The 16454-nt window shown below is 34.3% G+C and carries 13 protein-coding genes and 1 riboswitch; of the genes, 11 read left to right on the plus strand and 2 right to left on the minus strand.

The genetic code is table 11. From position 1 onward, the window contains the following. Nucleotides 1-22: 22 nt before the first annotated feature. A riboswitch (cobalamin riboswitch) is annotated at nucleotides 23-226 on the minus strand. A gap of 234 nt (nucleotides 227-460) precedes the next feature. The 6 genes from GGR42_RS12285 (at nucleotide 461) to GGR42_RS12310 (ending at nucleotide 5636) form a co-directional block, all read left to right on the plus strand. After that, entirely contained in the window at nucleotides 461-1480 is a 1020-nt protein-coding gene (locus GGR42_RS12285) for an ABC transporter substrate-binding protein (protein ID WP_245201469.1), read from the plus strand. A 1-nt stretch (nucleotide 1481) separates the two neighbouring features. After that, nucleotides 1482-2513 (plus strand): FecCD family ABC transporter permease, encoded by a 1032-nt coding sequence (locus GGR42_RS12290; RefSeq protein ID WP_167964586.1) that lies wholly within the window; start codon nucleotides 1482-1484, stop codon nucleotides 2511-2513. Nucleotides 2514-2618: 105 nt separating this feature from the next. Beyond that, nucleotides 2619-3320 (plus strand): ABC transporter ATP-binding protein, encoded by a 702-nt coding sequence (locus tag GGR42_RS12295; RefSeq protein WP_317169703.1) that lies wholly within the window; start codon nucleotides 2619-2621, stop codon nucleotides 3318-3320. 47 nt (nucleotides 3321-3367) lie between these two features. Further along, on the plus strand, nucleotides 3368-4717 hold the full coding sequence (rmuC, locus tag GGR42_RS12300; protein WP_167964588.1) for a DNA recombination protein RmuC: 1350 nt from the start codon (nucleotides 3368-3370) through the stop codon (nucleotides 4715-4717). A 6-nt stretch (nucleotides 4718-4723) separates the two neighbouring features. Continuing rightward, on the plus strand, nucleotides 4724-5089 hold the full coding sequence (locus GGR42_RS12305) for a 6-phosphogluconate dehydrogenase (protein WP_167964590.1): 366 nt from the start codon (nucleotides 4724-4726) through the stop codon (nucleotides 5087-5089). Nucleotide 5090: 1 nt separating this feature from the next. Further along, nucleotides 5091-5636 (plus strand): acyl-CoA thioesterase, encoded by a 546-nt coding sequence (locus GGR42_RS12310; RefSeq protein WP_167964592.1) that lies wholly within the window; start codon nucleotides 5091-5093, stop codon nucleotides 5634-5636. Here GGR42_RS12310 and pgl read toward each other — a convergent pair. Both pgl and zwf read right to left on the minus strand, forming a co-directional pair. Next, nucleotides 5617-6342 carry a 6-phosphogluconolactonase gene (pgl, locus tag GGR42_RS12315; RefSeq protein ID WP_167964594.1) on the minus strand — a complete coding sequence of 242 codons (726 nt, stop codon included), beginning with the start codon at nucleotides 6340-6342 and terminating at the stop codon, nucleotides 5617-5619. The genes GGR42_RS12310 and pgl overlap by 20 nt on opposite strands. 26 nt (nucleotides 6343-6368) lie before the next feature. Further along, nucleotides 6369-7901, minus strand: a complete 1533-nt coding sequence (zwf, locus tag GGR42_RS12320) for a glucose-6-phosphate dehydrogenase (RefSeq protein WP_167964596.1) — start codon at nucleotides 7899-7901, stop codon at nucleotides 6369-6371. 168 nt (nucleotides 7902-8069) lie between these two features. On the opposite strand from zwf, the gene gndA reads away from it, so the two are divergent. The 5 genes from gndA to GGR42_RS12345 all read left to right on the plus strand — a co-directional run bounded on the left by gndA (nucleotide 8070) and on the right by GGR42_RS12345 (nucleotide 16382). Beyond that, nucleotides 8070-9479 (plus strand): NADP-dependent phosphogluconate dehydrogenase, encoded by a 1410-nt coding sequence (gndA, locus tag GGR42_RS12325; RefSeq protein WP_167966364.1) that lies wholly within the window; start codon nucleotides 8070-8072, stop codon nucleotides 9477-9479. An 85-nt stretch (nucleotides 9480-9564) separates the two neighbouring features. Further along, a complete protein-coding gene (locus tag GGR42_RS12330) occupies nucleotides 9565-10119 on the plus strand; it encodes a hypothetical protein (RefSeq protein WP_209023996.1) in 555 nt (184 codons plus the stop codon). A gap of 302 nt (nucleotides 10120-10421) precedes the next feature. Continuing rightward, the gene (locus tag GGR42_RS12335; RefSeq protein ID WP_167964600.1) at nucleotides 10422-13964 is read left to right on the plus strand and encodes an SIR2 family NAD-dependent protein deacylase; all 3543 of its coding nucleotides are present in this window, start codon (nucleotides 10422-10424) and stop codon (nucleotides 13962-13964) included. A gap of 761 nt (nucleotides 13965-14725) precedes the next feature. Continuing rightward, complete coding sequence (locus tag GGR42_RS12340) at nucleotides 14726-15202, plus strand: hypothetical protein (protein WP_167964602.1); 477 nt, start codon at nucleotides 14726-14728, stop codon at nucleotides 15200-15202. Nucleotides 15203-15356: 154 nt separating this feature from the next. Then, the gene (locus GGR42_RS12345) at nucleotides 15357-16382 is read left to right on the plus strand and encodes an alpha/beta hydrolase family protein (RefSeq protein WP_167964604.1); all 1026 of its coding nucleotides are present in this window, start codon (nucleotides 15357-15359) and stop codon (nucleotides 16380-16382) included. Nucleotides 16383-16454 lie beyond the last annotated feature (72 nt).

Consider the following 16454-nt stretch of genomic DNA (forward strand, 5'->3'; position numbering starts at 1 on the left):
ACTTCTATCCCGAAAGTTTAACACTGTTTGTTTGAATTTGGCAGGTCTCCTGACTTGCAGTTTGCTATGCGACCTTCCCATTCCAAAAACCAGAACAGTGGCAGTAGTACATAACAACTCTTAAAGAGGTGCCCAAAAAATGGCACATGCTTACAGTTGCGGGAACAGCTCCAGATTTTCACTGGATTCCCTTTTAATTGATAAAGTCAATTCTGAAACAGTTTCAGAATCACATCATCAAACCTAAATTCAATGCGAAAGTAAACATTTTGTTTAATCTTTTTAGCAAAAGGTTAAATAATACTACTTTTGAACATCATTCAATATTTTAGATTTGGCTCGACTAAAAATCATCCTGTTACTTCTTCTTTTTTGTTCATGCAAACAATCCAAAAAAGAAGCTCTCCCCACTTCTGAAAAGTCAGAGACTTCATTAATTTCCCATGCTAAAGGTTTTACTATGGAAAAGTCAGATACTGGAATTACCACCATTAAAGTGACTTCGCCTTGGCCCAATGCTAACAAAAGTTTTGTCTATGCCTTAGTTCCAAAAGAGAAATTATCCATTGTTACCCTAAACAAAGACGAATATGATGCTATTGTGGCTGTCCCAGTTGAGCGAATTGTAAGTACTTCCACCACACACATTCCGGCCTTGGAAAGTTTAGGGGTTTTGGATAATTTAATTGGTTTTCCTGACACCCAGTATATTTCGTCCAATGCAGCTAGAAAACGAATTGATGGTGGGCAAATACAAGAACTCGGAAACAATGAACAATTGAATACTGAAATGTTGATTGCAATACAACCCGATGTTGTATTCGGTTTTGGAATAGATAACCAAAATACCACATATGAAACCATACAACAGGCTAATATTCCGGTAGTCTACAATGGGGATTGGACAGAAGAAACCCCATTGGGAAAGGCGGAATGGATAAAATTCTTTGCTCCATTTTTTCAATTGGAAAAGAAAGCAGACAGTATTTTCAATGAAATTGAAAGCTCATATAAAGAAGCAAAAATACTTGCAAAAAAAGCAAATGTAAAACCTTCCATATTAAGTGGTGCTATGTATAAAGATGTATGGTACTTACCTGGTGGAAATAGCTGGGCCGCTAAATTTTTAGAAGATGCCAATGGCAATTATCTATGGAGTGATAAGGAAGAAACAGGAAGCTTATCCTTAAGCATTGAAAGTGTGCTGGAGATTGCCCAGCAAGCAAATTTTTGGATTGCACCTTCCCAATACACTTCTTACCAAGCCATGTTAAAAGGGAATCAACACTATGCACAATTTGATGCCTTTAAAAATAAAAAGGTCTACACTTTTTCCAGTACAGTTGGTGAAACTGGAGGGATATTGTATTATGAATTGGCTCCCAATAGACCCGATTTAGTTCTAAAAGACCTTATCCATATACTACATCCAGAACTCTTGCCCAATCACCAATTGTTCTTTTTTACTCCATTAAACTAAAATGAGGGTTCAAAAAACATATCAACTATCTTTTATCCTATTGCTATTTGCATTGTTCATTTGTTTTTGCCTGAACATTAGCCTAGGTTCTGTGAGCATTCCTTTTGGCGATGTAATTAATTCTATCTTTAGTGGCGATGTAAAACAGGAATCATGGAGGTACATTGTACAAAACTATAGAATTCCAAAAGCTATTACTGCTATATTAGTAGGTGGAGGACTTTCATTAAGCGGGCTTTTAATGCAAACCTTGTTCAGGAATCCACTGGCAGGTCCTTTTGTTCTGGGAATAAGTTCGGGTGCAAGTTTGGGTGCGGCATTATTAATTATGGGCACCTCTCTGTTTTCTGGAATACTGACATTTGATATTGTAAATAATATCACTCTGGCCATCGCTTCCAGCATTGGTAGTTTTTTAGTATTGCTCACCGTCATGGTAGTTGCATCAAGAATTAAGGATACCATGGCCTTATTGATAATAGGACTTATGTTCGGAAGTATTACAGCCGCATTGGTCAGTGTGCTTGCTTATTTTTCCAATGCAGAAAATCTACAGCGTTATATTTATTGGTCTTTTGGAAGTGTGGGTAATCTTTCATGGGTACAAGTGGGCATACTATTTATAGTTTTCATTAGTGGTCTGCTTCTTAGCATTATATTGATGAAAACCCTAAATGCTTTTCTTTTAGGTGAAAACTACGCCAAAAGTCTTGGGGTAAATATTAAACAAAAAAGATTTCTGATTATTTTGGCAACTGGATTGTTGGCAGGTGGCATAACGGCATTTGCAGGTCCTATTGCTTTTGTAGGTTTGGCGGTTCCCCATTTAACCCGACAAATTTTTAACACCACCGACCATAACATTTTAGTGCCTGCAGTGGTTATTTATGGGGCTATTTTAATGTTGTTGTGCGATATTTTGGCACAACTGCCAACATCGGCCTATGTATTGCCCATTAATGCAATTACATCTATTATAGGAGCCCCAGTAGTAATATGGTTATTGGTTAGAAAAAGAAAAATGATATTTTAAAATTAAAACACTATCAAAACCTTAAAACAACATAATATCTTTTCTACCAAAAACCTTTCTATTGGCTATACCTCTAAAAAGGAGAAAATTTACATTGGAGAAAATATTGATCTAGGTCTAAACAAAGGTGAATTAGTCGCCATTGTAGGTGTAAACGGTATTGGGAAATCTACACTATTACGAACTTTGGGGAATGTACAGTCAAAATTATCTGGTGAAATTTATTTAAAGGAAAAACCTTTGGACAGTTATCATTCCAATCAACTTGCAACGGAAATCAGTGTGGTACTCACTGAGCCTATTGCTTCAAAAAATTTAACTGTTCTGGAATTAATACGTTTAGGCAGGCAACCCTATACCAATTGGATTGGAAGCTTATCTAAAATTGATAAGGAAAAAATAATAAGGGCCATTGAGATGGTTGGTTTAAAAGAACTTGAACATAAAAAATGTTATGAATTAAGTGATGGGCAGTTCCAAAAGGTAATGATTGCCCGTGCATTGGCCCAAGACACCTCCATTATCCTCCTGGATGAACCCACAACGCATTTAGATTTGTACCATAAAGCACAAATTCTAAAATTACTCCAGCAGATAGCACATGAGACCAAAAAAACTATAGTGTTTACAACCCATGAAATAGAACTGGGCATACAATTGGCTGATAAAATGCTCGTGATGGAGAATGATAAAAACAGTTTTGGGGCTCCAAAACAATTAATAGATGAAGGAAAATTTAATACCCTGTTCCCAACAGACACTATATTTTTTGATGCAACTTCCGGCTCATTTAAAATAAAGAAGTAACATATTAACGCCAAACCTTTATCTTTACTACAAAGTATTTTTAACGAATGAGCGAACTCTTAATTTACATAGTAATCGGGCTAGTATTTTTAGCTGGCGGCTTCTTTTTGGGCACTTATATCCAGAATTTAAAAACAAAATCTAACCAAAGTGCATTGGTAACAAGTGAGGAGCATTTAAGAAGCTCATTGGCCATACAGGAAGAGAAATTAAAATACGCCGAAGAAGAGAAAAGTCAACTACGATTGGAAAATGCTCAACTGGACAATCAAATTATACGATACCAAGCAGATTTGGAAAACCTCCATTTAAAAAATACAGAACAGAAAGAAGAGGTAGAAAAACTTCAAGAGAAATTTACAAAGGAATTTGAAAATTTGGCCAATAAGATTTTAGAGGAGAAAAGTGAAAAGTTCACAAAAAGTAACAAAGAGAATATTGAGAACATACTTAATCCATTAAAAGAAAAGATTAAAACTTTTGAGGAAAAAGTAGATAAGACCCATAAAGAAAGTATTGACTACCATGCAGCATTAAGACAACAGATTTTTGGTCTAAAGGAAATGAACGAGCAAATGAGCAAGGAGACCATTAACCTTACCAAAGCTTTAAAAGGCGATAGTAAAATGCAAGGGAATTGGGGAGAATTGGTTTTGGAGCGTGTCTTAGAGAAATCTGGGTTGGAAAAAGACAGGGAATATTCCGTACAGCAAAGTTTTACTAGGGAAGATGGAACACGGGTGTTGCCAGATGTTATTATCCACCTGCCCGATGGTAAAAAAATGATTGTGGATTCCAAGGTATCCCTAACCGATTATGAGCGCTATGTAAATGCGGAGGATGAAGTAAAAGAGAAATATTTAAAAGATCATATTAATTCTCTTAGAAAGCATGTTGACCAACTATCTGAAAAAAAATATGAGGATTTGTATGAGATGGAAAGCCCGGACTTTGTACTTATGTTCGTGCCCATTGAGCCTGCTTTTGCCGTTGCTATAAATAATGATAACAATCTGTACAATAAGGCTTTTGAGCAGAACATTGTGATTGTTACACCCTCAACCTTACTGGCAACATTAAGAACAATAGATTCTATGTGGAACAATGAAAAGCACCAGCGAAATGCTATTGAAATTGCTCGCCAGGCAGGTGCTTTATATGATAAATTTGAAGGTTTTGTATCTGATCTTACCAAAGTGGGCAAGAAAATGGACGAGGCAAAAAGTGAGTACAAAGGAGCCATGAACAAATTGGTAGATGGCCGTGGAAATATTGTTACCAGTATTGAGAAACTCAAAAAAATGGGGGCAAAAGCCAAAAAATCCATTCCAGAACCTATTTTAAAAAGAGCACAAGAAGATGAATTTGATGAGGAACCCAGAGAATTAAATTTATAAACCATAATGAGAAAAGCACTCTTTATTGTAGTATCCGTTATTATTTTGGGACTAGCGGCTTATTTTGCCTTTATCTATTATGTACCTTTCAGTGAGGGCTATAGATCTGGGGAATTAATAAAATTTAGTAGAAAGGGCGTCATGGTAAAAACATGGGAGGGAGAAATGAGCCAGGGGATTTCTGGTGCCCAAATATTTTCATTTTCAGTTCAAGATAATGAAGGGGATGTAATTGAAAAATTAAAACAGTACCAAGGTCAATATGTCCAACTAAAATATATAGAAAGGTACAGAACCTTTTTTTGGCTGGGAGATACCAAGTATTTTATTACCGAAGTAAAACAAGAACGTTCACCACATTTTAGAGAGTAAAATGAAGACCTATAAAACAGCTAGAGAGTCCAAAGTTTCCATAACAGAATTAATGCTTCCCTCCCATTCCAATTTTGGTGGAAAGGTCCATGGTGGGTATATTTTAAACTTAATGGACCAAATTGCTTTTGCCTGTGCTTCAAAACATTCCCAATGTTATTGTGTAACAGCATCCGTAAACCGAGTGAATTTTTTAAATCCTATAGACGTGGGGGAACTGGTCACTTTAAAGGCATCCATCAATTACACGGGAAAAACATCCATGGTGGTAGGTGTTCGTGTTGAATCTGAAAATATCACCACAGGAAAAAAGAAACATTGTAATTCTTCCTATTTTACCATGGTTGCAAAAGATGAAAAGGGCAAAAACATTCCTATTCCTGGGCTGTTGATTCAAGATGAGCAAGGAATACGGAGATTTGCACGTAGCAAGCAACGAAAAGAAGAAGCTTTTTCTAGGGATACCCAATTTGATGAATCAAAATTTAAGGCAGAGGAACATTTAGAATTACTAAAAAAAGAAAATCTTAAGATTGTTCTAAAGTAATTTCTTTAGCCGCAGAAGTATCCAAAAACCAATATAAAATTCCAGATGTAGGGGCTACCAAGGAAGCAGGGTACAATGAAGCCGTTTCTTCTTTGTTCATGATTTCCCTAACCTTTTCGGACTTACTGTCTCCTGTCACTAAAAAAGCAACTTCTTTGGCGTTATTGATCACTTGCCCGGTAAGGGTCACACGTCTTTGACCAGAATCTGGATGTATGGCCACCTCACAGTTATTTTCTGAATGCCATAAATGAATATTATATGGAAAAATAGATGCCGTATGTCCATCATCACCCATACCCAAAATAACCAAATCAAATTGGGGAAGAGTATTGTTGATCGGTAACTTTTCCTCCAACAATTGACCATAAACAATTGCCTCATCTTCTGGAACATCTTCTCCTTTAACACGGTGCACATTGGTATTGGGAATGTTAATTTTACTCAATAAATGCTCCACTGTCATTTTATAATTGCTTTCATCATCGGATGGCGGCACACAACGCTCATCTCCCCAGTAAAAATGAACTGTGGACCAGTCAATTTTATCCCTGTAGTTTTTAGACAAATAATCAAAAACCACTTTAGGTGTACTACCCCCCGAAAGAGCAATATGTGTAGTTTTATTGGCCTGAACCAGTTGCGCCAAATACTCGGAAAACGATTGGGCAACTGCTTCTTTTGAATTGTAAATTTTTAATTCCATTATAGATTTTAGATAGTATTTTAGTATTAAACAAGAACACAAAAATCTGGTTCGTCCGCCAATTTAGCTTCAGGATTTCGCCACATTCCAATTCCCTCTATTAAATTATCGGCATTTTGGGGTCCCCATACGCCGGCTGAATATCCATACATCCTTACATCTTTACCATTTTTCCAGTAATCCAAAATAGGATCTACGAATTCCCAAGCAGCCTCTACTTCATCTGCCCTTGCATACAATGTGGCATCTCCTTGCATGGCATCCAAAAGTAGACGCTCATAAGCATCCATGACCGTTGTTTCCTCCAAACTGGAATAGTAGAAATCCATATTGGCACGTTCTACTTTAAAACCTTGGCCAGGAACTTTAACCCCTATCTTTACCAAAATACCCTCATCTGGTTGAATTCGGATTATTAATTTGTTCGCCTTACTGCTCATATCGGAAGACTGGAACAATTGGTGGTGCGGTGATTTAAAATAAATTACGACCTCCGTTACTTTAGTGGGCATACACTTGGCCGTTCGCACATAAAATGGCACATCTTGCCACCTCCAGTTGTCCACAAAAAATTTGATGGCGGCATAGGTTTCAGTTGTAGAATTAGGGTCTACCCCTTCCTCTTCACGATACCCTTTTACCTTTTTTCCATTAATGGTAGATGCTATATATTGGGCCCTGATCGTATTATCATAAAGAACTTGCTCATCCCTCATAATACGTAAGGATTTTAACGCCTTTACCTTTTCATTACGTATATCATCTGGTTTGTCACTAATGGGGGGTTCCATAACTACTAGGGAGACAATCTGCAATAAGTGGTTTTGGAACATATCCCGTAGCGCCCCGGATTTATCATAATAACCTCCCCTTTTACCCACCCCTACACTTTCCGCATTGGTAATTTCTACGTGGTGAATGTAGTTTCTGTTCCAAAGAGGCTCAAAAATACTATTGGAAAAACGGGTAATCAACAAGTTCTGTACTGTTTCCTTCCCTAAATAATGGTCAATTCTATATATCTGTGACTCGGCAAAATAGGTTTGCAGTCCCTTGTTTAATTCCTTGGCCGTTTCCAAGCTATATCCAAATGGTTTTTCAACTATTAATCGTTTCCATCCATTTGTCTGGTTGTTTAAATCCTGATCGGCCAAATTCTTTGCAATTGCCTCATATAAGGTAGGAGGAGTGGACAAGTAATAAATAATGTTTTCACCCGTACCAAACTTGTTGTCCAGGTCTAAAATTCTTTTCTGCAGTCTATCATAGGAAGTATCATAATCCTCCCCTAAATCTTCATAAAAAAAAGTGTTTGAAAACTCTTTGACTTTCTCTTCAGAAACTTTTGCTATTTTTTTCTTTAAAAATGGACTCTCTTCAATCACTCTTTTTCTAAACTCCCCATCTGTTAAATTACTTCTACTAGCGCCTAGCACGATATAATTTTCAGGAAGCTGACCTGCAATAAAAAGGTCAAAAATGGCAGGTACCAATTTTCTGGCGGTAAGATCCCCTGAGGCACCGAAAATCACCAACATTTGATTGTCTGTTTTTCTCATTAAATAGAAAAGTTAACTACGTTTTATTTGTCTAACGAGGTACAAAAGTCGCCATTTTTAGTTTAAATTTGATGTTTTAAACCTTGGAATTTAGTGATTATTTCTAGTTTCGTTAGAGGTGGCTCATTTGCCAAGAAGAATGTTAAATAAAAAATGATTTTTAAGGATATGGCAGAAAAAAAGTATGATTTTGGATTGGTTGGTCTTGGTGTAATGGGACGTAATTTTATTTTAAATGTTGCTGATAATGGTTTTACGGCCTATGGTAACGACCTGGACAAAGAAAAAGTAAGTGCTTTAATTAAAGAAGGTGGTGATACCAACAAAGTGAATGCAACTTCTGATGCCACTACCTTTGTTTCTTCCTTGAGCACTCCAAGAAAAATTATGCTTTTGGTTCCTGCAGGGAAAGTGGTAGATATAGTTATAGAGAGTCTACTTCCTCTTTTGGACAAAGGTGATATCCTTATAGATGGTGGCAACTCTTTCTTTACCGATACAGACCGTAGGGAAGCCTATTTACAGGAAAAAGGAATTAATTTCTTTGGTTCTGGAGTTTCTGGGGGTGCCAAAGGCGCTCGTAGGGGGCCCAGTATTATGCCCGGAGGGAACAAGGAAGCCTACCAAAGTATAAAACCCATTTTTGAGGCCGTGTCCGCTAAATTTAAGGGAGAACCCTGTGTTGCCTATTTAGGTCCAAAATCTGCTGGAAATTATGTGAAAATGGTGCATAATGGTATTGAATATGGTATGATGCAGCTTACTTCTGAAATCTATGATTTATTACGAAAAGTAGGCGGGTTGAACAATGACGAACTGCATGACGTTTTTAGTACGTGGAACCAAGGTAGGTTACAGTCCTTTTTAGTTGAAATTACCTCACAAATCTTTAAGCAGGAAGATGATAAAGGTGATGGCAGACTGGTTGATAAAATTTTGGACAAGGCCAAACAAAAAGGAACGGGAAAATGGACTTCCCAAAATGCCATGGATTTAGGAATTCCAGTACCCACCATTGACATAGCTGTTAGTATGAGGGAAATATCTGCCCTAAAAGAGGAACGTATTTTGGCCGATTCCCTATATAGCCGTCCTACCCCCACAGCTATGGATAAAGTTGAGTTGATAAAAATGGCCGAGGAGGCCCTCTATTTTTCTTTTATTTCTGCGTACGCCCAAGGATTGCACCAACTTTTGGACGCCTCCAATGAATATGGGTATGAGCTGGATTTAGCAGTGATTGCCAAAATATGGAGGGCAGGCTGTATAATTAGAGCAGAATTATTGGAAGACATTACTAAAGCTTACCAAGCAGATAAAAAACTGGCCAACTTATTATTGGCACCAACATTTGTGGAGAAAGTACAAAGCACGGTAGATTCTGCCAGAGAAGTAGTGGCCTATGCTGCTAAGAACGGAGTTCCTGTTCCTGGGTTGTCCAATTCACTCACCTATTTTGATGCCTATACCTCAGAAAAGCTGCCACTAAATTTAATACAGGCCCAAAGGGACCATTTTGGTTCGCATACCTATGAGCGTACAGATATGGAAGGTATTTTTCATACCGAGTGGGAATAAGAATATGCACAAGCTTTTTTAGACGCATAATACAACCTTAAAGATTTCATATCTTAGTTCCTTATATAAGAGATATATAAATCATATGATCTATATTCACTTGTTGGCAAAAATATTATCAATAAATGACCATTTAGCTGATATGCCGAAATATAGCTCGAAAACAAATTTGGTGTGGGAGGCATTTTTAGCTTGCTTGATTATAGCAACGATTGGATTTGGAATCTTTTCAGCAGTAGAGAACTTAATTTATCAAATACTTGCGATTTCTATTACCCTTATCCTAATTGGATTAATTATGTATTATGCAAGAATAAAAGCATTTTCTATTCTGTTTGAGGACAAACATGTAGTCGTGAAATATCGTTTTATTAATAAGGTAAAACATATCAATTATTCTGATATTATGGAATTGAAATACATAAATGCTTCTAAAAGTCCAACTACAAACGAAATAAAATTTAAGGAAGCAGAACAGAACTTGTCCTTAAAGTTCTTGTCAATCGAATATGAAAGTTATATTGAATTCGTGAAATGGATTAAATCAAAAAACGATAAGATTCAATTGACAGTTTTTCCATCTGACAATTACATGAATCATAGGCTGCAAGAAATATATGGATTTAAGTACCGTAAGTAATAAATGGATTTGTCAATATTCACACTAAACTGAACGCAGATGGACTTTACTCGGACGGAAAATACTTTTGCTAACAAAACCTAAACGTAATGCGGACTTTAGGGCAAAACCGAAAGGTCTGTGTATATTTATAAGGTCGCTAAATCTTATGGATTTAGCTTTGGACAAGAAAAAATAAAACTAAACAATAAGCTTTAGCTTCGTGCGTAGACGGAAACTAAAAGTTTCCTTGCCTCCGCACTACGCTTAGCTCAAGCGTTGTGCGTAATTAACCAAAACATAGACCTTACTAAAATATTAATATGACTCACCAATTTCCAGAATCACTAATTGAATCGATTAAATCAAATGAGTGTACGCTTTTTATCGGGTCTGGAATATCAACTTGGTCTGGAGCGCCATCATGGTACAAACTACTTCTAAGTTATTCCGAATTTCTCGAACAAAAAGGGATTTGTAATGATAAAGAAAAAGAAGAAATCCTTAACGTAATTAATAAGGGAGACTTACTCATTGCTGCTAGTTATTGTAAATCATTATCAACTGATGCAGATTTTGCTGAATTTATTAAAGAAGAATTTTTTGATAAAAACCTTAAACCTCATAAGATTCATGAATTAATCATATCATTAGGTTCTGATTGTTTTATCACAACAAATTACGATTCAATAATAGAAAATGCATATCAAGAATTCCGCAACGGATTAATGCTTAGAAGGGTAAATAATGACCAACCAATTGAACAAGCTTCAATTCAAAAACATTCTTCATCTAAGTTTATTTTCAAACCTCATGGTGATATGCATAATGTGGACTCTATAATTTTAACTCAAGAGGATTATAGAAAAGTAAAATATAATATGGAATCCACAATTGATACATTAAAACATTTACTAATACAAAGACCCATTATATATTTAGGTTTTGGCTTGACAGACCCAACATTCATATTAATAAAAGACTTTATTGCTGAAACTTATAAAGGAGGAAATAGACAGCACTTTGCAGTTATGCCAGACGTAACTGAGCTTGAAAAGAAATTTTGGCACAAGAATTATGGCATAACATTAATTTCATATTCTACAATAAAAGATTCTAAACAGAAACATAGTAATCTTATTGTATTACTTGAGGAATTAAATAAAAAACTGATTGTCAAAAAAGAGAGCAATGATTATAAATTATCCAATTCGAGTAAATTAGCCTTGCTAAGATACTGTGACACATTGGTATTTAGTTTTCAGTCAAAAAAAATAAATATTTTTAGTTTGGATGGAATTATAAGTAATCCAAATTCGAAATCTAAAGAACTGGTCCTAAAAAAAAGTACATCAATTCAACACGTATTAAAAGCACACAATAGGCTAATTATTCTTGGCGAGCCTGGTTCTGGTAAATCAACATCATTGGAATGTTTTTCTTCACAAATTGCTTCAGAATCTAAGGAAATAATCGATGATGATTTTACTGAACATGCAATTCCTGTATTTATTCAAGGTAAAGAATATAAAGGCAGTTTATTTGATTTAATAAGTAGTGCTCTACCAATAACGGTTGACAAAGAAACTACTTTGAATAATGGTTTATACACAATTATAATTGATGCTGTTAATGAAATTCCAAAAGAATATCATGAAACAAAATTTTTCGAGCAAGACCTCAAAGGTTTTATTGAAAAATATCCTCATAATAAGTTACACATATCTACTAGAAGTCTAAACTATGTTTCATTTTTAGAATTCCCTGTATTTGAAATAAAAAGACTTAATCACGATTATGTAAGAAGTATATTAGAAACAAAAAAATACAATCTAGATATTGTATCAAATCAATTTTTAAATAGCTTAACAAGTCCTTTCTTTTTTAAATTATTCCTTGACTACAGTTCAAATATTGACTTAAGTAAAATTACACCTAAACTATTAATCAATAAGTACTTCATGTCAATTAATGAAAGTATTCAGAAGGATTATGGCTTTGATATTGATGTATTAGATTTATTTTCTAGTATTGGATATAAACTAACAAATTCAGGTGAAATAAATATTGACCCAATTCATTTTATTAAAAAATTAGAACTATCAGGATTTAATAAAAATGAACTATTTAATATATTAATATCAAAGAAATTTCTATTACCTGATGGTGAAGGTAAAATAGGATTTGTTCATCAGACTATTCTGGAATTTTTATCAGCATTTCATTTAAAAAAGTTATACGTTAAAGATAAATCCGTTTTAGATGAAAAAATTGTTGATTCCAGATGGGATGAAACTATAATGTTATTCGTATCACTTTTAGATGAAATAAAAGCAAAAGATGTTATTGAAAAGATTGTAGAGAAAGATATATTCTATGCTTATTCAATTTATGATTTTGCAACAGTTAAAAACCCTTCTCTTAAACAAGTTCTCATAGAACAATTATTAATGCGTCTAAACAATTCAAAAATAACTTTAAGAAAAAAAGGGAGATTAGGCTGGTTAATAAGTAATATTCTATCTGACGAAAAATATATATCAAAAATAATTGAATATTTAGAAGATGATGAAATTGGAGCTGAAGTAGCTGTTTCTATTGCCAAAGCAAATCATAAAGAAAGTATTCCAAAAATCATAGACTGTTTATTAAAAAAAGGAAACTCTTATCCAAGTGGATATGCAAAAGCCATAATAAAATTTAATGATAATAAAGTTATCGATAATTTAATAAGCTCAGTTACCAAAATTGAGGATATTGAATCCAATGAACTTTTAATTGCCAACATTGCATTTATTTTAAACCATTTTGAAACTAAGCTTTATCTACCTAAAATTTTAAAAATATTAGAAAAAGAAGAAGTTAAGGATAAGATAATTGCTGTCAAGTTATTAGAAGGAAATGAGTCACCTGAAATTATTGATATATTTTCCAGTTTATTAGATGACCAAAGTGATGAATTAAAAAAAGCTGCTATATATAGCCTGCAAGAAAGAAGTTGGCCTTATAAAAAAGAAATAATCACAACACCTAATTTAATAGAGAAATCTTTTCAAAACCTTGACAATAATAATATAGGAAGTTACTTTTCAAGTTATCTAAAAGATTTAAAATCTGAATCAGTAATTGAACGCGCTTATAAATTAATAAAGGCTACTCAAAAAGGTTCATTAAAAGTAAATTTAGCAAACATCATCTCAGAAAAGCATCCTGAATTATCAAAAAAAATAATTTTAGAACATATAATTGATTTCAAGATAGAATATAACTCTGCACTTCATCAAAGCTTATTTTTAAACATTTCCGACTATAATAGAGAAATCATTCCACTTGTAAATAAAAACGATGAATTACGCAGCAGGTTTATTATTGAGAACTATTCAAACGAATCTGATGAGATTTCTGAATTTATTAATTATGACACATGTGTTTTTCTTTTAGAGACTTGGGAAAAGAAAGTTGAAAAGGGAGAGTTAGAAGAAGAAGATATTTTCTATTGGCACTATTTTATTCCTAAGTTTTTAAGCTTATGTTCTAAACACATAAAGGCCTTAATCTTAGATAAAATAAATAACAAAAATGAATTAAATAGATATAAGTTGCTATCTATTGTTAGAAACTTAGAAATAAAGAAAAAAGATTTTTCTGAGCAAACAATAAGTTGGTTATTTGATAAAATGACAGATGAAAAGAAAGATTATAACAATTTCGCAACAACAATTATTGGAAGCATTGGAGATGAAGAATTTGCTGAAAAAAAATTAAAGCCTTTATTGGAAAGTGATAATGCTATATTAAGAAACAATGCTTACATAGCTATTGAGAAAATTGAAAGAAGTATTAATAAGAGATTAATTATTAAATAAAAACTACGCACAACAATGTATATAAAAAATAGGCGAAATAGTAGTAAAATTAAGGCTTTTAGCTCGTTTCAAACTTTGTGTTTAACCGAAAGTTTTAGGCTTCGTAATCGCCTACTTTTCATATACTAAACGATGATGTCGAATTATTCATTGATTTTTATTGTTTTTAAAAGTATTCATCGGTCGCTACGCTCGGTCGCCTGCGGCGTACTTTTGTTGCACTGCTAACGCAGCCTACGCACCAAAAGCCAGTCGACATCATCGCCGCGCTCTGTCAGATTGCCAAATCCGTAGGAAAAGGGACCTTTTTGCCAAGATCGCCGCAACGGCTTATCTACTCGACACATCAGGACGCTATATACAATCTGGTCGGCAAATTTTATTCCCAATACCGCAAAATCCATAAGATACGGCCACTATGTGGCCTTCTTGAGGCCTGTTATTTGGGACACGGTGACCAAAAAAAGACAGGTTCCCAAACAACAGTCATGCGATTTTGCTATATTTCCTTAAAATTAGCCACCAACGCTCCAACCCGCACACTGCTTTCGCAGATGTCGTACATAGCGCGGCGTTTTGTAAAATTACTCATATCAATTCTATTGTTTTTTTAAAGGAATTCATTTATTCGCTCCACTCGGAAGGTAAGGTTCAATTGTCCCTTAAAAACAAGTGAATAAATTCACTATTTTTAAAAGCCAGAACCTCACTACGTTTAGCGGAGCGTTGTACGTAATTTAAACCAACAAAAACTTTAGAAAATGAAAAACACAATTTTGACCCTAACTTTTACTTTAGCAACTTTGACTTTTTGCAATGCTCAACAAATTGAAATGGAAAAAGTATTTGGCGGATACAAATACACCCAAAACGGAAAACTAATGAAAATGAAAGATTTGGTAAAAACAATGGAGTCAAATCAGCAAGCTTTTGATTTAATTAAAAAAGCTCAATCGAATAACACCATAGCTTCAATTATTGGAGGTGCTGGTGGATTTTTAGTTGGTTGGCCGATTGGAACTACTATAGGTGGTGGAGACGCAAATTGGACTTTGGCAGGAGTTGGAGCTGGTCTTATTGCAATATCAATTCCTTTGACATCAGGCGCAAATAAAAATGGAAAACAAGCTGTGGAATTATATAACTCGTCATTAAAATCAACTTCTTTTTATGAATTTAAGCCTGAATTTAAAGTTATATCAAACGGAAACGGAATTGGACTTTCGATGAATTTTTAAAAACTACTTACAACAATGGCTAAAATTCATTGCTTGTTCTCGCCTACTTTGGAAATTCCTGCGGAATTTCTAACTTGGTGTGTACTTGCAAAGTTTAGTGCTAAACCACGCAATTACTCATAGCCCAACCGTTCTCGACAATAAAAAAGACAAAATGGATGCTACGACCAAGAAATCTATACTAATCGTAGGAGGAATAATTATATTCCTTATAATTTATTATCAATACAACCGATGTGAATGTGAGAAGCGTATATCATATTCAAATGTCAATTTGAATGATGGCATTGATAAAGGAACACTTTATAAAAAAGTAGATTCAAGGTTACTAAATAACATTAAACAGGAGTGGAAATTAGCTGGAAATCAAATAGACAGTTTTGTAATAGAAACTCAATTCAATTATATAACTAACAGACCCATTAATATTATTAATCAATATTCAAATGGACAAAAACACTATGGAGCTGTCGTATATCCAAAAAACTATGATACACACAAGAAATATCCGTTGATATTATGGGCGGAAGGTTTGAATCAGGTCAAACCGAGTGTTAATATATATAACAGTACAGTAAATAAGATAATATCTCAGTCAGAAGATTACTTTATCCTAATTCCTTCATTCAGAGGACAAGCCTTAATAACGAATAATAGAAGGTTTTGCTCTGACGGATTCTTTGGAGATGCATTTGATGGAGCAACAGATGATGCTCTAAATTTCTTAAACCTCACAAAAAATAATATTGATAATATAGATGAAAATAGAATATGTATAGTTGGAATTAGTAGAGGTGGAACAGTTGCCTTACTAATGGGATCAAGAGACTCAACTATAAGCAGTGTCGTGTCTATTTCTGGACCAACCAATTTCTACTCTGAAAAGGCATTCAATAGATATGGTAAGCAATATAAATACCAGTTCTTGAGCAGGTCAAAATCAATTGACAACATCCGAAAAAAAATGATTAAAAGTTCTCCAATATTCTTTATTAAAGATTATCCTAATTCTATTTTACTTATACACGGCAAAAATGATAGTGTAGTAAATATCTCCCACGCCAAAGCTATCATTGATAAATTATCAGGGAAAGATAATTTCGAATTTGTCCTTAATGAAAATGGGCACAACTTTTACGATTGGGATATGGTAGTAAATTGGATTAAGAATAATACTTAAATATTACTGTCTAGAACAATGCATAAAAGGTTCATAGCCTCCATTCGTCGGCTACGCCCTTTATACGAGACG

The sequence above is a fragment of the Saonia flava genome (assembly GCF_011927795.1).
In the GTDB taxonomy this organism is placed as follows: Bacteria; Bacteroidota; Bacteroidia; order Flavobacteriales; family Flavobacteriaceae; genus Saonia; species Saonia flava.

Excerpts from the sequence above, each read along its gene's own strand:
- GGR42_RS12285 (WP_245201469.1), top strand. The coding sequence starts at position 461 with ATGGAAAAGTCAGATACTGGAATTACCACCATTAAAGTGACTTCGCCT.
- GGR42_RS12290 (WP_167964586.1), top strand. The coding sequence starts at position 1,482 with ATGAGGGTTCAAAAAACATATCAACTATCTTTTATCCTATTGCTATTT.
- rmuC (WP_167964588.1), top strand. The coding sequence starts at position 3,368 with ATGAGCGAACTCTTAATTTACATAGTAATCGGGCTAGTATTTTTAGCT.
- GGR42_RS12305 (WP_167964590.1), top strand. The coding sequence starts at position 4,724 with ATGAGAAAAGCACTCTTTATTGTAGTATCCGTTATTATTTTGGGACTA.
- GGR42_RS12310 (WP_167964592.1), top strand. The coding sequence starts at position 5,091 with ATGAAGACCTATAAAACAGCTAGAGAGTCCAAAGTTTCCATAACAGAA.
- pgl (WP_167964594.1), bottom strand. The coding sequence starts at position 6,342 with ATGGAATTAAAAATTTACAATTCAAAAGAAGCAGTTGCCCAATCGTTT.
- zwf (WP_167964596.1), bottom strand. The coding sequence starts at position 7,901 with ATGAGAAAAACAGACAATCAAATGTTGGTGATTTTCGGTGCCTCAGGG.
- gndA (WP_167966364.1), top strand. The coding sequence starts at position 8,070 with ATGGCAGAAAAAAAGTATGATTTTGGATTGGTTGGTCTTGGTGTAATG.
- GGR42_RS12330 (WP_209023996.1), top strand. The coding sequence starts at position 9,565 with ATGATCTATATTCACTTGTTGGCAAAAATATTATCAATAAATGACCAT.
- GGR42_RS12335 (WP_167964600.1), top strand. The coding sequence starts at position 10,422 with ATGACTCACCAATTTCCAGAATCACTAATTGAATCGATTAAATCAAAT.
- GGR42_RS12340 (WP_167964602.1), top strand. The coding sequence starts at position 14,726 with ATGAAAAACACAATTTTGACCCTAACTTTTACTTTAGCAACTTTGACT.
- GGR42_RS12345 (WP_167964604.1), top strand. The coding sequence starts at position 15,357 with ATGGATGCTACGACCAAGAAATCTATACTAATCGTAGGAGGAATAATT.